We start from the raw sequence: 19,111 nt of genomic DNA, 5'->3' as shown, positions 1-19,111 counted from the left end.
GGAGCTTAGCGAAATAAAACTCCCAGGTGATAGGGCGTGTTGACCTTTCGTGGGTGAATTTGCAGCAGTATGTTTGGTTTTTAGGCAAGGCAGAGTCTATGCAGTGTGGTTATTCCCCATAAATAGGCGATAACGCAGCATAAAGACCAAACATGCGCTGCCCTTTGGGTTCTTTCTAGGGACGATTAACTCTTTGTTGCTCGGTTTTTACTTAGCCCACTAGGTTACAAACCTCGCGCCGCGATTTAATCGCCCCTAGATTGAACAAATTTCAATCCACAAAGATCAACACACCCTTGGCTTATCAACTTCAAAACAGGTTTTATAAGCAATTGCGCACTGCCGACTATAAATAACCACGTACCGCTTTCTATTAATGAGTCATTTAAAAAGAAAAAACTACCAATTAAAAACCACACTGCAATCAAAAAATCGTTAAATGCTCCCAGCGCTTCATAACGACGTTGGATGGTAATATGCTCTTGCCCTAAGTCTAAATTAAGCTGATTTCTGCTATCCATCAATACTGCTCACTTTTTTACTGTGTAATTAAAAAACTGTTTTTACAAAAATATAGGCTTATCTGCACAATACAATAAAAAATTGCACTCAATAAAAAACGCTGTCTGAAATATCAGGCAGCGTTTTGATTTGTATAGTCTTTATAACATAAGGCTAAGCATAACTTTTAAATTTGATAAATCGTTTATTTTTTCTCTTTTTCTAAACGCTTTTTAAGACTTAAAGCGGCATCAGCAGCGAGTAAACGCATAAATTCAGAACCGTTGCTTTGCTCGCCTTGCCCTGCACCACCAATAACAATTTCAGGTACTAGGCGGCTATTGCCTAAACTTGTAAATAAAGCAGTTTGAATTTTAACCTCAGCTTTTAATGTTTCATCAAAAACATATTTAGGATCAAGCGCTGCCGACTTAGCACGTAAACGTGCCTCAGCTAACACATCCATACCAAGTGCTTCTAAGCGTTGTTGTTTTAATATCTCTTCTTGCTCTTTTGCAAGCTCCGCTTTAACCGCTACACGTTGCTGCGCTGAAATAATCGCATTTGCTTTAATACGCTCAGCATCAATTTGCTCTTTAATTTTTAGCTTTTCAGATTCTGCACGTTGCTTAGCAATGGCTTGTTCACCTAGTGCAACCTCTGTACGCGCTTGTTGCTCTGCTTTTTTAAGGTTTTGACGCGCAAGCGCTTCATCTGCAGCCGCTTGCTTTTGCGCCTCCAGACGTGCGTTAACTTTACTTTCGTAGTCAATATCAATAATGCTCGCATCAACTACCGTAATACCGTAAGCGCCTAAAATAGGTGCGTTACGCAGTGCATTGCCTTCGCTGTCTTTTTTAATATTAATAGTAACGCGTTGCTGTTTACTCAAATTACTTAAATCGTCAGTTTTATCACGCTCACCAGTACTAATAATTTGCTCGGTTACAAAAATACCGTTGGTTAGCTGATCAGAAAAATCTTGGCTTAATTGGCCATTACCACCTGAGTAATGTTGCTCTACCGACATCATACGTGCAGACGCTTTAACATTTTCAGTTGTAGCACGCATTAGTAGGTTAGAAATTAGGGTTTCTTGTGAGCCAAATTCTTCGTGTATTTTAAGTAAACCACGTAATGCGCCAGACTCACTAGCTGGCACATTGCCCGGTAATCTAAAACGCGACACACCACGGGCACCACCGGTTGTTGTATCTAAAAAGCGAATAGGAATTAACGGTACAATCGCGCTTGCTGTTGCACTACTATCACCAGTAAAGTTAATAGAAATTACTTTTTTATAGGCCGAGGTAGTACCAAATGCTTTTAAATAAGGGCCAGCCTGATTTATCACCGTTAAATTACCAGTAAATGCTGATTGGTGTACTAATCGCTCATCTGCTTCGTTCCACGATATAACCTGCGATGTAAGCGTGGCAATAACCGCTAATACAACAACAATTGACGACACCACAATGACATTACGGCGGCCAAAACGGCTCATAAACGACTCATTTTTTTCTGCTGGGATTACTTTTTCGTTATCCATTGTTACTACTCTCCATGTTTAATTTTTTCTTAACAAAGTAAATAATTTCTTGCTCGCTTAAATGCGCACAAAAACTACCTGAGCGATGCAATTCAATAAATGTTGCAAGGATCTCTTCTTTACCTTTTATTGTTTTATGCTCGTCTGCTTGGGCTTGGTTTTTATCAGTAAGTTGAGTAATAAGATCATCCACAATGGTATCTTTATCAAATAACATATTGTATTCTTTTGTTTTTCTTACTCGGCTTGTGCGTACATTGCTATAAATGACATAAATAGCTAAACACAAAATAATAACCAATGTACTCAACCCAACAATATAAAAAATCATAATTCCTACTTATATTTAGTTGAATAATCACCTTAATCACAAGTGTAAATTTTTTTCACAAATGTTAATGCGTGATTTTACAGAATAACCGTCTAAAAAACAGGTAAAAATAAAACATTAGCCAATAGCTAAATACTAAATCTATCTAAATAAGAGTCTGGGTATGAATTTTTTTGCAAGTGAGGGTCCGCAAACAACGGTAAACTTTTATATCGTGCGCAGAAAAGCCCCTGCAGGTTATACCTTGCAGGGGCTTTTTTGAAACTTACGCTAGCTAGAGCTTCTTATAAAGAAAGCTCTTCTTTAGCGCGAGTTAAGTTATGCGTTACCATTGAATTTTCAGAAACCTGTACTGCTTCGTATAAATCGGCAAGAGCTGCTGTATCGTTATGCGCTTTTAAACGTGCAACACCACGGTTGCTTAACGCGTAAGATGTAAGCTGGCGTACTTTAAATTTAGGGCCTTCAGCATCTTTTAAAAGTGCGATAGCTTTTGTACAAATTTCTTCAGCTTGTGCGTAATTTTTAGATTTAACGTTAAGTGCGCAGCTATTGAATGACTCTTCAAGTGGCAATGGCGCAGTAGCGGTTTTGATAACCATTAGTTTGTAGTCACTTGAATCAGCCATTACAGCTGCTGAGCAAGTTAGTAATGAGCCAAGAGCGATGGTTTTTAAAAGTGTACGTTTCATGGTTTGCCTTTCCTAATTAAGTTAGTCGTGCTTGTTGCCGACAACTGAACTTTAGAGTATTAGCTCAACAGCGACAAACGAGAAAAACAAACGTAATAAGTGAAGAAAATTAACCTATAGACTTTAGTCTAATACGTGAGCTAATTTGTTATAAAATCGAGTAACAATTAGCCCTTATTAGCAACTGATTCCTAAACAAAATTTAGGTAACACCAGTAAAACACGCTATTTTTTGCAACATTAGCTGTATGAATAAAATACAGCTAATTTATTTAAGTTTACTTACGAATACTTTTAGCAACTTTGCCAACACTTAACCCCTGGATCAAAATAGAAAACACCACCACAGCATAAGTTAAGGTAAGTAAAACATTTCGCTCTGCACCACCTGGAAGTTGCAAAACAAGCGCCACCGAAATACCGCCGCGCAATCCTCCCCACGTTAATACCTTCCACGCACCAGAGGGCAACGCTAATTGCTTATTAAAAGTGGTGGTTGTTATACCCACAACAATTAAGCGTGCTAATAAAGCAATTAATATGGTTAACACAGCAGCGGCTAATAAATTGCCCGAATAGGCAATCATTACAACTTCAAGCCCAATTAAAACAAATAAAATGGCATTTAAAATTTCGTCAATAAGCTCCCAAAACAAATCAACGTAATGACGTGTTTTATCACTCATGGCTAAATTACGGCCATGGTTACCCACCATTAACCCCATCATAACCATCGCAAGAGGCCCCGATAGGTGCCAATGGCTTGCCAGGGCATAACCACCAATAACACCTGCCAGAGTAAGTAATACCTCTTCTTGGTAGCTATCTATACTTTTAAGTAAGTAATATAAAATGCCGCCAAGAGTTAAGCCAAAAATAATTCCACCACCCGCTTCAACAGCTAACGTATGCGCTACAGAATAGGTTGTAGGAATATCACCACTTGATAAAATACCCAGTAATAAAACAAATACCACCACCCCTATTCCGTCATTAAATAACGACTCACCCGCTATCACAGTTTCAATACTTTTAGGCGCCCCCGCTGAGCGTAAAATACCCATAACAGCAATCGGATCGGTTGGCGAAATTAACGCGCCAAATAATAAACACCAAATAAACGATAAATCAAAGCCAAGTAATGGCAGTAATAAATAAAGCGCACCAGCAATAATAACGGTAGATACAAGCGTACCCACACATGCCAAAATACCAATCGGTAATTTATAACGCCTTAAATCGCTTACATTTACATGAAGCGCCCCAGCAAATAGCAACATAGAAAGCATGCCATCAAGTAAAACCTCCGTAAAATTAAGCTGATCGAGTAAGGTCACCTCATAATCTATCAGATCATCAAACCCTAAAAAGCCCAAAAATATCGCAGTAATAGAAACCAGCATAGAAATAACCATCACACCAATTGTGGTTGGCAAGCCAATAAAGCGATGATTCACATAGGTAAGTAACGAAGTAATCGATAAAAATATCGCGCTAATTTCAAATATAGTTAAAGTGCCTGAAGAGACGACGGTAGGTTCCATATTAATTTATCCATAAATAGTAATTGGTTATTATTTTAAATACCCGTTCGCTTAATTAAGTGAGCTTTTTTAGGTACTAAAGCCTTACATAAACAAGGCAAAACATCATTGTTTAGTTGTTATCACTAATTGCTTCTGCATTGAATTACCTTTTGCATTCATGCAGTTTTCAATGAGCAAACTTACGCAGCTAGCCTCGCTTTAGCGCCTCAAACCGCTTAGGTATTATTGCGATTAGTATAAGTAGGCTTACTGTAGCACTGAATTTGTGCTTTTTATAAATAGCAAAAACGCAAAAAAGCCATATAAGGGTTTAACCTAACATGGCTTTTTTGTACTCTCGCTTAATTAAAGTGTTTTATAAAACACTTTATGAGCAATCTTTTATAAAGAAAGCTCTTCTTTAGCGCGATTTAAGTTGTGCGATACCATAGTGCTGTTAGACATTTGGTTAGCTTCGTATAAATCGGCTAATGCAGCAGTTTCGTTATTCGATTTTAAACGCGCTACACCACGGTTACTTAAAGCGTAAGAGGTAAGCTGGCGTACTTTAAATTTAGGGCCATCTGCATCTTTTAAAAGTGCGATTGCTTTTGTACAAATTTCTTCAGCTTGGGCATAGTTTTTTGACTTAACATTCAGTGCGCAGCTATTAAATGATTGCTCAAGTGGCTGCGGCGCTGTTGCAGTTTCGATAACCATTAATTTGTAATCACTTTGATCAGCCATTGCAGCAGCTGAACAAGTAAGTAGTGAGCTAAGAGCGATAGTTTTGATAAGTGTTTTCATGGTCATAATCCTGTTGGTTAAGTCGTGCTTGTTGCCGACAATTGAACTTTAGAGAATTACCACAAAAACGACAAACGATTAAAACAAAACCAATAAGTGAAGAAAATTAACTTATAGACTTTAGTCTAGTAGTTGAGAGTTTTGAGTAGAACAGAAACTACATTCGATGTACCTCAAAAGTTATGTAATGTATTATTGATTGCATACCTAATTTTTTCTAAAATACTATTAAAATTAAAGGACTAATTATGTTTTTTCAAAGTAATTCTAATTACGAGATCATTAATAGGTTTTTACTAAACCATAATTTATCAGAGAACTCTTTTAAAAAAAGAATTGAAAATGAAAAATCTAGTGAAGAAATTCGTAAAACAAACCTCCTTTTTAAAGATGTACTGTCTATTTTACAGAACATTTACTCGTCCCCAACTCCATGGGATCTATATTGTGAAGTTAGCATTCAAAAATATGGAACTTTATTTATTCAAAACATTGAAAGTTTTAAATATTTATCCACAGATTTAAAGAACCAGGTTGCAGAGCAAACTTCACAAGTTGAAAGCTTATACCTAATGTGTGTAAACTTTTTTATAGAAAGAGAATTTCATTCTGAAGTTGATCTCAATAACGATGGATTATCGAATGATACTAAAATAAGCCAGTTTAGTAAGAACTTAGAAAATTATATTACAGACGAACTTTATAGTAAAAAATTTACTGCATGCTTACTGTAGTGGTACAGTGATTTTGGCCACCCATTAAGAAAGAAATGTTATGCTAATAAGCATACAAATTTGGGTGAAAAAATGACGAAATTAAAACGCGCAACGTATTCTGCAGCAATAAAATTAGAAACAGCTCAGCTTGTCGTTGACCAAAGCTATACGCAAGAAGAAGCAGCCAAAGCGATGGGAGTGGGTAAATCAACCGTCAGTAAATGGGTTACTCAATTAAAGCAAGAGCGTAATGGCCAGTCACCATTGGCTTCACCAATGACGCCCGAACAAATTGAAATCCGCGAACTTAAAAAGCAAATTCAACGCATTGAATTAGAAAAGGATATATTAAAAAAGGCTACCGCTCTCTTGATGTCCGACTCCCTGAACAATTCTCGTTAATTGAGAAACTAAATCAAAGAGAGCGTTATCCAATTAGCGTGCTGTGTAACGTATTCAATGTGCATCGTAGCAGCTATAAATATTGGGCTATACGGAATACGACGCCGACACCAGAACAAGTAAGGCTAGAGGCTGAAGTTAGAGCAATACATGCAATGAGCGGCGGCTCAGCTGGGGCGCGGACAATCGCGGCAATAGCAACGAACAATGACTTTAAATTGAGTCGTTATCGTGCTGCTAAGTTAATGGTTAAATTAAAGCTTGAAAGCTGCCAAGTACCTCAACATTCATATAAACGCGGTGGTAATGAACACCTTGAAATTCCAAACCTGCTTGATAGACAATTTGATGTAGTTGAGCCAGATACAGTGTGGTGCGGTGATGTGACGTATATTTGGGTAGGCAATCGCTGGGCTTATTTAGCCGTTGTTATTGATTTATTTGCACGTAAAGTAGTTGGCTGGGCCATGTCCTTGTCACCCGATACTAATTTAACGCTAAAAGCGCTTGAACTCGCGTATGAAAGCAGAGGAAAACCGACAAGACTGATGTTTCATTCGGACCAAGGTAGTCATTATACAAGTTTAAAATATCGCCAACGTTTATGGCGCTATAAAATCAAACAAAGTATGAGTAGGCGTGGAAACTGTTGGGATAATGCACCAATGGAGCGATTTTTTAGAAGCTTTAAAACGGAATGGATGCCAAAGGTTGGATATGGAAATTTTATAGATGCTAAATATAGCGTTAGTGATTATATCAACGGATATTACAACAACGTTAGGCCGCATAATTATAATGCCGGTTTAGCGCCAAATGAATCTGAGGTTAGATATCAAGATTCTAAAACTGTGGCCAAATTTTATTGACCTCTACACCCATGTAATAAAAACTATTTCATGAATTATACAGATACTACTCCCATCAGAATTAACTTTACTATTTACATCCCCTAAGTACATCATTTACCCCCAAACCTATAAACTCCCTCCCCCATATGCCATAATCTAAATAATTCATTATTTTAGTAACTTGGCGCGCATTTAGGTGCTTTTAAGTTAACTACTCAGGGTTTTCAGCATGGCATATCAAGAGCAAAATCAAGCAACAATATATTGGCACGACTACGAGACGTGGGGGGCGAGCCCTCAAAAGGATAAGCCGAGCCAATTTGCAGGTATTCGTACCGATCTTGATTTAAATATAATTGGCGAGCCGCTTATTGAATATTGTAAGCCACAAGCGGATTACTTACCTCACCCTGAGGCATGTTTAATTACGGGTATTACACCTCAAGTGGCGATGAAAAAAGGCTTGGTTGAAGCTGAGTTTATTGCAAAAATTCATGCCGAATTTAGTGTGCCAAACACCTGTGTTGCTGGTTATAACAGTATTCGCTTTGATGACGAAGTAAGCCGCTATAGCTTTTATCGTAACTTTTACGACCCCTACGAGCGTGAATATAAAAACAATAATAGCCGCTGGGATATTATTGATTTAGTACGCGCTTGCTATGCACTTCGCCCTGAAGGTATTGAATGGCCGTTAAAAGAAGATGGCAGCCCAAGCTTTAAACTAGAGCATTTAACAGTAGCCAACGGTATTGAACACGCTGCTGCGCACGATGCGCTAAGCGATGTAACCGCCACTATTGCACTGGCTAAACTAATAAAAGAAAAACAGCCAAAGCTTTATAACTTCTTTTTTGGACTGCGGAATAAAAAAGCGCTGGGTGATTTAGTTGATGTATTTAACATGACGCCGCTGGTACATACATCATCGCGTATTCCTGCAACGCAGGGTTGTACAACGTGGGTGGCCCCTATGAGCTTTCATCCGGTAAATAAAAACGCGGTTATTTGTTTTGATTTAACCCAAAGCCCGCAAGTGTTACTTGATTTAAACGTAGAAGAATTACGTAAACGTTTATACACCAAACGCGTTGATTTAGCCGAGGGCGATTTACCTGTTGGTTTAAAGCTGGTGCATTTAAACAAGTGCCCTATTTTAGCACCTGCTAAAACGTTATTGCCTGAAAACGCAGCCCGTTTAGGAATTGACCGCGAGCAGTGCCTTGCTAATTTAGCTATTTTAAAAGCCAACACCGAGCTTCGCGATAAAGTAACCGAAGTGTTTAACGAAAAAGGCGATTACAGCTCGACCACTAACGTTGATTACTTACTTTACGATGGCTTTACAAGCCATGCCGACAAAGCAAAATTTGCGATTATACGTGATGCTAAACCAGATGAGTTAGCGGGCTTAAATTTAGATTTTGAAGATAAAAAGTTTAATACATTACTGTTTAGATACCGTGCACGAAACTGGCCTGAAACACTAAACCAGCAAGAACTTGATCAATGGCGCCAGTATTGCCAAAACAAATTAATGCACGGGGAAGATCAACCCTCAATTAGCGCACAAGATTTTATGATCACCCTTGAAAACCTAGCTCATGAGCACGACGACAGCGAAAAGAATCTGACTATTTTAAAGGCTTTATATAACTACGCTCAAAGCATGTAATTTGCTTTAAGCGTTTTTGTTTAAATTATTATGGGCTTCGCCCATCACGCAAGCAAGCTTCGCGTCTACAAATAAACCCCATATCTCCACCTTCGCGGTAGACGTTAAGCTTGCTCACGTGAAAAGCGCAGCTTTTAATTGCTTAAATAAAACACTACTCACAAAGAGGAGTGAATGAGAAGAAAATGAGAAAACACAAGCCAAAAGTAGTTTTAAGTTAATCTCTACCTCTTAAAGCACAGTGCCTTATAAACTCATTGTGAATAAATCACTTTACGGGCTTTGCCCGTCACGCAAGCAAGCTTCGCGTCTACAAGTAAAACTCATATCTACACCTTCGCGGTAGACGTTGAGCTTGCTCACGTGAAAAGCGCAGCTTTTAATTGCTTAAGTAAAACACTACTCACAAAGAGGAGTGAATGAGAAGAAAATCAGAAAACATAAGCCAAAAATAGCTTTGGCTATTCACTTCCTCTAAAAGCGCAGCGCCTCATAACCTCTTTGTGAATTAATCACTTTACGGGCTTGCCCGTCACGCAAGCAAGCTTCGCGTCTACAAGTAAGCCCCATATCTACACCTTGGTGGTAGACGTATAGCTTGCTCACGCGAAAAGCGAAGCTTTTAATATTTAAAATGTGTAACGTTATTTTTTATGCAGCGCTTCTATTCGTGCAAGTAAGCTTGAGGTGTCGTATCTGCCGCCGCCAAGTGCTTGCACATCGGCGTAGTATTGATCAACCGTTGCTGTCATCGGTAAAGTAGCGCCGTTGTTTTTAGCTTCATCAAGCGCAATGCCTAAATCTTTACGCATCCAATCTACCGCAAAGCCAAACTCGTATTCACCTGCCCACATAGTTTTGTAGCGGTTTTCCATTTGCCACGAGCCAGCAGCCCCTTTTGATATGGTTTCAATTACTTTTTCGCCATCAAGCCCAGCTTGCTTGGCAAAGTGTAAGCCTTCAGCTAAGCCTTGCACAACACCTGCAATACAGATTTGATTAACCATTTTACATAATTGGCCAGAGCCAACTTCGCCTAGCAACTGGCTAAAACGGCTAAATGCCGCCATTACAGGTTGTGCTTTTGCAAATACAGCTTCATTGCCACCGGCCATTACCGTTAACACGCCATTTTCAGCGCCAGCTTGCCCGCCAGACACAGGCGCATCTATAAAGTCGATATTTTGCAGGGCTGCCTTTGCTGCTACTTCACGGGCAACTTCAGCAGAGGTTGTTGTATGATCAACTAATATTGTGTGTGGCAGCATGCCCGCTAAAACACCATCGTCGCCATATACTACCGAGCGTAAATCGTCATCGTTTCCAACACACATAAATACTATATCGGCATTACTTACGGCTTCGCGTGGAGTGGGCGCAAAGCAACCAGAGTATTGTTCTGTCCAGGTTTGAGCCTTAGCTGTAGTACGGTTATAAACACATACACTGTGCCCTGCTTTTGCTAAATGACCCGCCATTGGGTAACCCATTACGCCTAAACCTATAAATGCGACTTTCATTGACATAAAAATGACCTATTAAACTGATAACTTAGAAACTAGGCCTCGATTATGTCAATCGGGTGGCGAAAAAGCGAATGAAAGTCTTTATAAAATTTCCACTATTAGGGAATTAAGTAGGTAACCTATGGATAGCATTTATCAATTTAACGCACCACTTTATAACAGTGAAAGTTTTCCTCTTAGCCAGTTAAAGGGCAAAACCATACTTATTGTTAATACAGCCAGTAAGTGTAATTTTTCGGTGCAATTAAGCGCCCTAGAAAAGCTGTATCAAGAATACAAAAGCAGCGGATTTACAATATTGGCGTTTCCGTGTAATCAATTTGGGCATAATGAGCCTCTTGATAATTTAGCCATTAAAGACTTTTACCAAGCGCAATTTAACGTATCGTTTGAGTTGTTTGGAAAAGTAATGGTAAACGGCCCTGAAGCCCACCCACTGTTTAATTATTTAAAATCGCATACGCGTGGTATTTCTCAAAACCGCGCAATAAAGTGGAACTTTACAAAGTTTTTAATTAATACCGAAGGGCAACTAGTTGCGCGTTACGCACCACGTACCAAACCCGAAACGTTAAAACACGTTATTGAAGCCAACTTGCAAAAAAAAGCGAGTGGTAAAAAAAGCCCAAAAATAGTAACAAATTTTGCAGCATTAAAAGGCATTTAGTTATTTTAAAACAATAAAGTGGCGCTTATTAAAGCGCATTACCTAAAAGTAGTTTAATGTTATATAGATGAGCCTATAAGCGTTGGAGCCAATAACATGAACATTGCTTTTTTTAGCACCCAAAAGTACGAGCAGCCTTTTTTTGAGCAAAGCATTACAGGCCAAAGTAGTGTATCGATTACTTATTTAGAGCAATCTCTTAATCAAAACACCGCCATTTTAGCTAAAGACTTTGATGCTATATGTGTCTTTGTAAACGACACCGTTGATGACGCTGTAATAAAGCAGCTTGCAAGCTTTGGTATAAAAACCATTTTACTACGCTGTGCAGGGTTTAATAACGTAGATTTACCCGCAGCAAAAGCAAACAGCATGAACGTATTACGCGTACCTGCTTACAGCCCTGAAGCCGTAGCAGAGCACTGTATTGCACTTATGCTTACGCTGAGTCGTAAAACACACAAAGCCTATAACCGCGTACGCGAAGACAACTTTGATTTAAACGGTTTATTAGGCTTTAACCTGCACAGTAAAACGGTTGGAATTATAGGTTGCGGTAAAATTGGCCTTGCGCTTTGTAATATATTAAATGGCTTTGGTGCAAACGTTTTAGTGTGCGACCCTTATGCACAACCTGGTAATTACACTATTACCGATTTAGATTCGCTGTTAACTCAAAGCGATATAATTTCACTGCACTGCCCATTAACAGATCAAACTCACCACTTAATAAATGATGAAGCATTTAATAAAATGAAACCCGGCGTTATGCTTATTAATACCTCGCGTGGTGCGCTACTTAATAGTAAAGCGTGTATAAACGCACTTAAAACTAAAAAACTGGGGTATTTAGGGCTCGACGTGTACGAGCAAGAGTCTGAGCTATTTTTTAAAAACCACAGTGACGAAATAAATCAAGACGATATATTCTCGCGCTTAGTGAGCTTTAAAAATGTATTAGTCACTGGCCATCAAGGATTTTTTACCCAAGAAGCACTTACCGAGATTGCTAATACAACCATAAAAAACGCGCTGGAAGTTTGTGAAAGTAAGCCTCTAACTAATGAGGTTTTATAAGCTATTTAACATAGGCACAAAAAAGCGAAGTGAGTTTATAAGTTCACTTCGCTTATTAATCTATTTTTAATGCTAGCTCTATGGCTTAGCCATAATCACCCAAAGGCTACGTTAGCAAATACCAGGGTCATTAATATTGGGCACACAAAACGAATGTACTGAGCAAACCAATAGTGAATCCCTGTTGTTGCCTCATGTAATTTATTCCCTCGCTGCCACATCCAACCTACTGTAATAAAGTAAAACAACCCCATTAGCGGTAATTGGTATTGGGTAAACAGCATAATTACCAAACCAAATAACCAATCAAAGTTTAATATAATTGCGCTTGCACATATAAGTACGACTAAACTGACTGCCCACGTTGCTTTAGTGCGGCTCACATTATGGTTTTCGACTAAAAAGGCAACCGGGATCTCAGTGGTTGAAATAGTTGATGTAACCGATGCAATCGACATAAGTACAAAAAACAATAAGCCGACTAATAAACCAATTTCGCCCATCGTGCTAAATAGCTCTGGTAAAATGGCAAAAATAAGCTGCCCTTCGCCAATTAATTTACCGCCATTAAACACTTCAACGCCGTTATGCTGCGCTACATAAATGGCAGGCACAATGAGTAAACCGGCCAAAAACGCCACGCTTGTATCAAGTAGTGCAACGCTTGCGGTTAGTTTTGGCAGGTTTGCATCTGGCTGTAAGTACGAGCCGTAAATCATCATACAACCTACACCTAACGAGAGCGAAAAGAACGCCTGCCCCATTGCTGCAATAATTAAATTTGGATCGAGCACTTGGCTAAAATCAGGTATTAAATACGCGGCAAAGCCTTCGCTTGCGCCATCTAAGCTGGCTATATAAACAATTAAGCCAACCAATAAAACTAACAGTAATGGCATTAAGCGGCGCGACCAGGTTTCAATACCCGACTTAACCCCTTTTAAAATAATGCTGGCTGTTAAAATAAGCATAAGTGGCGTAAATACAAAATTACGCAGCACAGAGTCACTGTGTAAAAAGTCGCTTGCGGCATCAAAGCCAAAAAATGAGGTTATGGGCTCAATGGCGTATGAAAGCATCCACCCAGCTACAATAGAATAAAAGCTAAGCATAACCACAGCGCCCGCAAGGCCAATATAACCTGCCGCAGCACCTATTTTTTTATTAGTATTTTGCCATGCATCGCCAAGGGCTTTTACTGGGTTTGCTTGTGCCTTGTGACCTAAGTAAAGCTCGGTATAAAGTGCCGGCAATGCCAATAAAAAAATGACAATAAAGTAAACGAGTAAAAATGCACCACCACCATGGTTGGCTGCTTGTGTAGGAAAACCCCAAATATTACCTAAACCCACTGCTGCGCCAGCAGCGGCTAAAACAAAACCAAATCGGCTTTGAAAGCCATCACGCACTTGTGCCATACATCTACAAATCTGTTATTATTTTGATAGTTGTGAATTAAACCATATTTCATGCCAGCTGAGTAATAAAATTGCTCGTTGTATAAATAAGCTCTGTTAACCGCTCATAATTGCAGCGGCTCACTCAATTTAAGCATTTATGACCGCACATTATTTTAAAAACACCTTAAGCATTACCCCTATTCAATTAACAAACTTACCGTTAGCTAATAACAGTATTTTATTATTTGATGCTACAAAACTCGATGTAAGTAAATTTAATTTACCCGATTACTTAAGCCCGTTTGAGCTAAGCGTTATAAATCGCCGTAAAAGCGCGCAAGCAAAACAAGAGTATTTGGCTACTCGCATATTATTAAAACAACTCGTTAAAATAACGCAGCCACAATACGCTAACATAACGCTAAATAGTATGAGCACTCAATTTGACGAAGCGAGCGCAAAACTACAACTGCATGTTAGTGGCGACATTTTTAATACCTGTATTTCGCACTCTCATGGTCTGGTTGGCGTAGCCCTTAACTTAGCGAAAACTGAGTTTGGTTTTGATATTGAAAAAATAAGCCTAAAGCGCCCGTTTGAAAAGCTCGCAAAACATTTTTATCATGCAGACGAAATAGCCCTAATTACTGAGCCAAGTAATACGCAAACCCAAGCTAATACCTTTTTTAGAATTTGGACATTAAAAGAGTCGCTTGCTAAAGCCACCAGCCGCCCTATTGCTAAATTGCTTAGCCCTAATGTGTTTAACGAGTTAAATATGGCAACACTGAGTGCATCAAGTAACTGTGTTACCGTTGAAAGTAATAACAAACACACCCACTTTGATGTAACTGTAGCGCATAAAAAAAGCACCGACTGGCGATGCTTTTTAATAACAGACTTTATACTTTAACTGTTTATTTTACGCCTCTAATAGGCGGCTATGTATAGCTTGTACCACGGTATCTGACTCGCCCTGCTCTACTAAAAAGCAAAGGTTGTGCTTACTTGCACCATGGCAAATTAAACGAATATTAAACTCTTTTAGTACATTCATTAGGTTCATTTCGTGCTGACGAAGTTGTATTTCTGAGCCAATAAGTGCCACTAACGTTAAGTTGTTTTCAACCGATACATGGCAAAATTCAGCAAGCTTATCTAAACACGCTTGCTCAAGCTCTGGGCGCGACGCATTAGGCGCGTTATCGAGGGTAATGGCTACGCTTATTTCAGAGGTAGTCACTAAATCTACCGATATATTAAACTCACTTAAAATGGTAAACACACGGGCTAAAAAGCCACTTGCCAATAGCATTTCAGGGCTTTTAAGTGTGAGCAAAATTTGGTTTTTACGTTGCGTTACGGCGCGTATACCTGGCTGCTGCGATTTTTCGCGCTCAATCCATGTACCACCGCGCTCTGGCTCACGGCTAGAACCCACAAATACATTAATGTGGCTCCGGCTGGCTGGTAAAATAGTAGCTGGGTGCAATACTTTTGCCCCAAAAGTGGCCATTTCTGCGGCTTCGTCAAAGCTTAAACGGGCAATAGGCGTTGCTTTGGCACATAAACGCGGGTCTGTGCTAAAAATACCCACTACGTCGGTCCAAATATGTACGCTTTTAGCGTTAATCGCCTCAGCAAGTAATGCTGCGCTATAATCTGAACCACCACGGCCAAGCGTGGTTGTTTGGCCAAATTCGTCGCTACCAACAAAACCTTGAGTTACAATTACTTGCTCATCTAATAGCGGAATTAATACTTCTTTAGCCGCTTGCGCTGTGGCTTTAACATTTGGTGTTGCTTTACCAAACTGGCTGTCGGTTTTAAGTACTTTTCGTACATCAAAACGGTCGGCATTTAAGCCTTTTAAACGCAGCACTTGCGCAAATAAGTACGACGATAAGCGCTCACCAAAGCTAAGTAGCTCATCGTGTTGTTGATCAGTTGTTAGTGTTTCAATCGCTAGTGTTTGGAATGCTTTTAATGTTTCGTTAAAACCTACGGCTAAATCGGCATCAAGCGATAACTCATCTAAAATAGCGTGCTGAATGGCTAGCACGCCATCAATGTGTTCTTGGCGCTGCTCTGGGGTAATGCTTGATTTACACAGTGCAACTAAGTGGTTAGTTACGCCGGCACTGGCGCTCACAGCTACAATACGTACGCTTTTATCTGCAACAATAATTTCGCTGCAGCGACTCATCGCTTCAAAATTTGCAACACTGGTTCCGCCAAATTTGGCAACGATGTAATCGGATTTTGCGCTTAACTCTGTTTTAGGCACTGTTTGTGGCGCTGATTGGGTAGTCATTTAGTCTCCTTTCGCGGTATTTTAACCACTAAAAAACAAGAAGAACTTGGCAAAGGAATGCATTTGATGTGTCCGCTGCCAGAAGCTCTCCACCTATATTGGTGACAGTTTTGAGGATTCAGCCCCATAAACCGAAAAACAATTGCGACGTACCATTGTTTTTCTCGGCGAGTACTTCCCTCTTTAATGGTTATGGGCGTTCGTCACCTACCATTAAATACCTAAGTATCGCACCTCTTCTGAATGCTTTATTAACTATTGGCTAATAAAACAAAGCCCCGCTAATTAGCGGGGCTTTGAAAGTTATCGTTTAGACGTCTAGGTGTCAAGCATTTATAGTAAATATTAAACAAAACCACCCATAAAGTAAGCGCCTGCATAACCTACGGTATAACAAATTAATAATTGCAGCGATAATTTAAAGTAACTAGTAAAAGTAAGTGCTTTAAGTTTGCTCATGGCAATAATACCCGCTGCCGAACCAATTATAAGCATTGACCCACCAACACCTGTTGCATAAGTAAACGACAACCAATGTTGCTGGCTCATTACTATATCTGCTTTTAATAGCGCAGCTGTAAGCGGTACGTTATCAACCCCTGCCGATAATATTCCCATTAAATAGTTAGCGTATTCAGGTGCCATTACTGTATATAAATCGGTAAATTTACTTAAAATACCAATTTCTTTTAATGCGCCAACAAGTAAAAGCACACCCACAAAAAACAGTAGCGTGTCGTATTCTATGTCGCGTACAAAATCGATGATATCTTTGTTTATATCTTTTTTGCGCATTAAAAATTGCGCCACTAAAAACATTACCGATAAGCCAAATAAAAACGTTAATAGCGGCGGTACGCTATAAATTACGCTAAGGGTTAACGTACTTACCACGGTTGATAAAAATATGATGGCGATGGTAATGTCGGTTTTTTCTATACGTTTTTTTTGCGAGCCCACAAACTCTATTTGCCCTTTCATACCAATAGAGAGTAAAAGCGCTAATAGCATTACACTTATAAACGCAGGCGCTATAAGCAGTAATAAGTTTGCAATAGAAACCTTGCCGTCCAAAAATATCATTAAGGTGGTTACATCACCGGTTATTAGCGATACACCGCCAGAGTTAACCCCAAACACAATAAGTGTGGCGTATTTAATGAGCTTTTTAGCTTCAAGATTTAGCGACATAACCACGGCAAGTGATATAAGCGTAGCGGTTACATTGTCAGAAATAGACGAAAACAAAAAAGCAAAGCCGCCCACTAAAAACATAAGCTGTCGTTCGCTAATGCTTTTAGGCATTACCCGGTGCACAATGTTTTCAATAAACCCTTTAGAGTTTAAATACGCGACAAAGGTCATGGCGGCCATTAAAAACAGCCACAGTGAGGCTATTTCTAATATATTTTCGTTGAGAAGATGCTGAATAGTTGCTGGGCTTTGCCCATGAAGAGGGTTAACAAAAAGTATAATCCAACAAAGCGTTCCAAAAAAGAGTGTTGTTTTAGCTTTATTTACGTGAATTATATCTTCTATAACGATCAGTAAAAAGGCAATCGCTATTAGGGTTAAAATTATCGAGGGGACCATGGTAGTTAAATAACCTTTGATATAGTTTTAACAGAACGTTCAAATAACTCACATTTGATCGTTCCTAATTTTGGTGCGGATTTTAGCACCACAGATGTGCAAAAACTATTATTAAATGGTCTTAAAAACGAATACTATATGCAGGCAAAATACGTAATAATGAGTCCTTTGTAAGAACTCAATAATAAAATACTAGGATGTTGTAACCTCATATGATCCCAGCTAAAAAGCTGCTTAATACCCTTAGCGAACATTGGGGTGTTTTAGAGCTATTATTTAAACGTTTTAAAATGGCCGATTTTAGCCTAAAAGACGTACAAAATGCCATTAAGCAAAAGCAGCCCACATGGACAAACGAGCGCATATACAAAGAAACAAATCGCTTGCTCAATCAAGATATACTTATTCCATTGGCTAAATCTTCTCAGCTTGAAATTAACCGTGCCATTGCCGATTTTGCGAGTTTTTTATTACAAGAAGAACACCTAGGTTTAGCACAAGAAATTAGCGTTTTGGTTGATGACTTAGCCCGTCTAGGAAACCGACTAGATAACGCCGGCGAAATGGAAGACTTTGACGATTTACGCCGCTTTAGCCGCATTATGGATGATCGGGTGCGTAAAATAATGAAGCTCTACGCACACAACGAAAACGCCATATTAAATATTGTTGAGCAAGCTAAGTCTGATCACGCGGTGCAATCTTTGCAAAAGCGCTACAAAGCCGTAATAGAAGCCTTTGACGAATACATAGAGCCTATGCTTGAAATGGTCGATATTAGGGGCGATTTTCATGCCTGCTTTACAATTATTGAGCAACAAATAAGTAAGCAAATAGAGCACATTGAGCGCTCGGGTAAAGCCTACAACGACAAACGCATGCTTGAGCAATTACGTACCCGTATACTCGAAATGCATTTAGTTGGCCGAGAAAGCTTACGAAAAAGTGCCGATATGCTCATGCCACTGCGCGAAGAACTACGCCGTAATAACTTAATTACCCGCCAAGCGGCAAAAGTGCTCGGCCTGGTGCGTAAAAATGGCGTAGACAACATGCTAAGTGCGGTACAGCCAAACTTTGTAAGCGATGCGCAGCGTTATTCGCTTGGGCAGCAGCGCCATATAGTGGCTTACATGGCAAGCTTGGTTGAATTTGAACATGAAGAATACCAGCTTCCAGAGCAACAAGACGTACCGGCTTTTGTAACGCCTAACATTCCTGATTACCACGATGTTAAAAAAACCTTTGCAAAACGCTTTAATAAAAAACGTAAAAAGCCTCAGCCATTGCTGCAATTTTTAGATGAGAGCTACCCCGACCTAGACGCCGACGAAATGCTATTTTTGTATCAAAAGTTAGTCAGCGACAGCGACGTACTCATTAGCCAAAGCGATGAAAAAGCGCGCGTAAAAATAGCCGGCCAACACTTTTCGTTATACCCATTTAATTCAGCGCCTCAGCCAGACACAAAGGCAGACGAGTAA

17 protein-coding genes and 1 riboswitch are annotated in these 19,111 nt (G+C 39.4%); of the genes, 7 read left to right on the top strand and 10 right to left on the bottom strand.

Annotation, left to right across the window (positions count from 1 at the left end; genetic code table 11):
• Window positions 1-245: 245 nt before the first annotated feature.
• The 6 genes from CWC11_RS13710 to CWC11_RS13685 form a co-directional block, all read right to left on the bottom strand.
• Window positions 246-521, bottom strand: a complete 276-nt coding sequence (locus tag CWC11_RS13710) for a YrhK family protein (protein WP_138683141.1) — start codon at window positions 519-521, stop codon at window positions 246-248.
• 185 nt (window positions 522-706) lie between these two features.
• Entirely contained in the window at window positions 707-2,050 is a 1,344-nt protein-coding gene (locus tag CWC11_RS13705; protein ID WP_058548936.1) for an SPFH domain-containing protein, read from the bottom strand.
• Window positions 2,043-2,381, bottom strand: coding sequence for a methanolan biosynthesis protein EpsI (locus tag CWC11_RS13700; RefSeq protein ID WP_138683140.1), 339 nt, complete (start codon window positions 2,379-2,381; stop codon window positions 2,043-2,045). The genes CWC11_RS13705 and CWC11_RS13700 overlap by 8 nt, the downstream gene beginning before the upstream one ends.
• 284 nt (window positions 2,382-2,665) lie before the next feature.
• Window positions 2,666-3,073 carry a hypothetical protein gene (locus tag CWC11_RS13695; RefSeq protein ID WP_058548934.1) on the bottom strand — a complete coding sequence of 136 codons (408 nt, stop codon included), beginning with the start codon at window positions 3,071-3,073 and terminating at the stop codon, window positions 2,666-2,668.
• Between the two features lie 278 nt (window positions 3,074-3,351).
• On the bottom strand, window positions 3,352-4,617 hold the full coding sequence (locus tag CWC11_RS13690) for a cation:proton antiporter (protein WP_138683139.1): 1,266 nt from the start codon (window positions 4,615-4,617) through the stop codon (window positions 3,352-3,354).
• 384 nt (window positions 4,618-5,001) lie between these two features.
• Window positions 5,002-5,406 (bottom strand): hypothetical protein, encoded by a 405-nt coding sequence (locus CWC11_RS13685; RefSeq protein ID WP_058548932.1) that lies wholly within the window; start codon window positions 5,404-5,406, stop codon window positions 5,002-5,004.
• 248 nt (window positions 5,407-5,654) lie between these two features.
• On the opposite strand from CWC11_RS13685, the gene CWC11_RS13680 reads away from it, so the two are divergent.
• The 3 genes from CWC11_RS13680 to sbcB all read left to right on the top strand — a co-directional run bounded on the left by CWC11_RS13680 (window position 5,655) and on the right by sbcB (window position 9,050).
• Complete coding sequence (locus CWC11_RS13680; protein ID WP_138683138.1) at window positions 5,655-6,140, top strand: hypothetical protein; 486 nt, start codon at window positions 5,655-5,657, stop codon at window positions 6,138-6,140.
• A gap of 72 nt (window positions 6,141-6,212) precedes the next feature.
• Window positions 6,213-7,393 (top strand): IS3 family transposase gene (locus CWC11_RS13675; RefSeq protein ID WP_138683137.1). Its coding sequence is split into 2 segments (ribosomal slippage): window positions 6,213-6,471 and window positions 6,471-7,393, totalling 1,182 coding nucleotides; the frame shifts between segments, so codons are not numbered across the junction.
• Window positions 7,394-7,604: 211 nt separating this feature from the next.
• Entirely contained in the window at window positions 7,605-9,050 is a 1,446-nt protein-coding gene (gene sbcB, locus CWC11_RS13670; RefSeq protein WP_138683136.1) for an exodeoxyribonuclease I, read from the top strand.
• 644 nt (window positions 9,051-9,694) lie between these two features.
• Here sbcB and CWC11_RS13665 read toward each other — a convergent pair.
• Window positions 9,695-10,576, bottom strand: a complete 882-nt coding sequence (locus CWC11_RS13665; RefSeq protein WP_138683135.1) for an NAD(P)-dependent oxidoreductase — start codon at window positions 10,574-10,576, stop codon at window positions 9,695-9,697.
• Between the two features lie 121 nt (window positions 10,577-10,697).
• Here CWC11_RS13665 and CWC11_RS13660 point away from each other — a divergent pair, with 121 nt between their 5' ends.
• Together CWC11_RS13660 and CWC11_RS13655 are read left to right on the top strand one after the other, a co-directional pair.
• Window positions 10,698-11,243, top strand: coding sequence for a glutathione peroxidase (locus CWC11_RS13660; RefSeq protein WP_138683134.1), 546 nt, complete (start codon window positions 10,698-10,700; stop codon window positions 11,241-11,243).
• Window positions 11,244-11,339: 96 nt separating this feature from the next.
• Window positions 11,340-12,320, top strand: coding sequence for a 2-hydroxyacid dehydrogenase (locus tag CWC11_RS13655; protein ID WP_138683133.1), 981 nt, complete (start codon window positions 11,340-11,342; stop codon window positions 12,318-12,320).
• Between the two features lie 95 nt (window positions 12,321-12,415).
• Here the strand turns inward: CWC11_RS13655 and CWC11_RS13650 are convergent, their stop codons facing one another.
• Window positions 12,416-13,738: a sodium-dependent transporter gene (locus tag CWC11_RS13650; RefSeq protein ID WP_138683132.1), complete on the bottom strand. Its 1,323-nt coding sequence runs from the start codon at window positions 13,736-13,738 to the stop codon at window positions 12,416-12,418.
• A 139-nt stretch (window positions 13,739-13,877) separates the two neighbouring features.
• Between CWC11_RS13650 and CWC11_RS13645 the strand changes: the two genes are divergently transcribed.
• Window positions 13,878-14,633: a 4'-phosphopantetheinyl transferase family protein gene (locus CWC11_RS13645; RefSeq protein WP_138683131.1), complete on the top strand. Its 756-nt coding sequence runs from the start codon at window positions 13,878-13,880 to the stop codon at window positions 14,631-14,633.
• A 9-nt stretch (window positions 14,634-14,642) separates the two neighbouring features.
• On the opposite strand, the gene lysC is transcribed toward CWC11_RS13645, so the two are convergent.
• Together lysC and nhaD are read right to left on the bottom strand one after the other, a co-directional pair.
• Window positions 14,643-16,034 carry a lysine-sensitive aspartokinase 3 gene (gene lysC, locus CWC11_RS13640; RefSeq protein WP_138683130.1) on the bottom strand — a complete coding sequence of 464 codons (1,392 nt, stop codon included), beginning with the start codon at window positions 16,032-16,034 and terminating at the stop codon, window positions 14,643-14,645.
• A 74-nt stretch (window positions 16,035-16,108) separates the two neighbouring features.
• Window positions 16,109-16,281, bottom strand: a riboswitch (Lysine riboswitch).
• A 98-nt stretch (window positions 16,282-16,379) separates the two neighbouring features.
• On the bottom strand, window positions 16,380-17,627 hold the full coding sequence (nhaD, locus tag CWC11_RS13635) for a sodium:proton antiporter NhaD (protein WP_138683129.1): 1,248 nt from the start codon (window positions 17,625-17,627) through the stop codon (window positions 16,380-16,382).
• Window positions 17,628-17,839: 212 nt separating this feature from the next.
• On the opposite strand from nhaD, the gene CWC11_RS13630 reads away from it, so the two are divergent.
• Window positions 17,840-19,111, top strand: coding sequence for an MksB family condensin complex protein (locus tag CWC11_RS13630; protein ID WP_138683128.1), 1,272 nt, complete (start codon window positions 17,840-17,842; stop codon window positions 19,109-19,111).

It is taken from the genome of Pseudoalteromonas sp. S3178, assembly GCF_005886985.1.
Lineage (GTDB): Bacteria > Pseudomonadota > Gammaproteobacteria > Enterobacterales > Alteromonadaceae > Pseudoalteromonas > Pseudoalteromonas carrageenovora.
This window is presented reverse-complemented; position numbering and strand designations above follow the sequence as displayed.

What these genes read in the sequence shown, in the direction of transcription:
- CWC11_RS13705 (WP_058548936.1), bottom strand. Translation starts at nt 2,050, where the DNA reads ATGGATAACGAAAAAGTAATCCCAGCAGAAAAAAATGAGTCGTTTATG.
- CWC11_RS13660 (WP_138683134.1), top strand. Translation starts at nt 10,698, where the DNA reads ATGGATAGCATTTATCAATTTAACGCACCACTTTATAACAGTGAAAGT.
- CWC11_RS13685 (WP_058548932.1), bottom strand. Translation starts at nt 5,406, where the DNA reads ATGAAAACACTTATCAAAACTATCGCTCTTAGCTCACTACTTACTTGT.
- CWC11_RS13695 (WP_058548934.1), bottom strand. Translation starts at nt 3,073, where the DNA reads ATGAAACGTACACTTTTAAAAACCATCGCTCTTGGCTCATTACTAACT.
- CWC11_RS13665 (WP_138683135.1), bottom strand. Translation starts at nt 10,576, where the DNA reads ATGTCAATGAAAGTCGCATTTATAGGTTTAGGCGTAATGGGTTACCCA.
- CWC11_RS13650 (WP_138683132.1), bottom strand. Translation starts at nt 13,738, where the DNA reads ATGGCACAAGTGCGTGATGGCTTTCAAAGCCGATTTGGTTTTGTTTTA.
- CWC11_RS13630 (WP_138683128.1), top strand. Translation starts at nt 17,840, where the DNA reads ATGATCCCAGCTAAAAAGCTGCTTAATACCCTTAGCGAACATTGGGGT.
- sbcB (WP_138683136.1), top strand. Translation starts at nt 7,605, where the DNA reads ATGGCATATCAAGAGCAAAATCAAGCAACAATATATTGGCACGACTAC.
- CWC11_RS13690 (WP_138683139.1), bottom strand. Translation starts at nt 4,617, where the DNA reads ATGGAACCTACCGTCGTCTCTTCAGGCACTTTAACTATATTTGAAATT.
- CWC11_RS13680 (WP_138683138.1), top strand. Translation starts at nt 5,655, where the DNA reads ATGTTTTTTCAAAGTAATTCTAATTACGAGATCATTAATAGGTTTTTA.
- CWC11_RS13700 (WP_138683140.1), bottom strand. Translation starts at nt 2,381, where the DNA reads ATGATTTTTTATATTGTTGGGTTGAGTACATTGGTTATTATTTTGTGT.
- CWC11_RS13710 (WP_138683141.1), bottom strand. Translation starts at nt 521, where the DNA reads ATGGATAGCAGAAATCAGCTTAATTTAGACTTAGGGCAAGAGCATATT.
- lysC (WP_138683130.1), bottom strand. Translation starts at nt 16,034, where the DNA reads ATGACTACCCAATCAGCGCCACAAACAGTGCCTAAAACAGAGTTAAGC.
- CWC11_RS13655 (WP_138683133.1), top strand. Translation starts at nt 11,340, where the DNA reads ATGAACATTGCTTTTTTTAGCACCCAAAAGTACGAGCAGCCTTTTTTT.
- nhaD (WP_138683129.1), bottom strand. Translation starts at nt 17,627, where the DNA reads ATGGTCCCCTCGATAATTTTAACCCTAATAGCGATTGCCTTTTTACTG.
- CWC11_RS13645 (WP_138683131.1), top strand. Translation starts at nt 13,878, where the DNA reads ATGACCGCACATTATTTTAAAAACACCTTAAGCATTACCCCTATTCAA.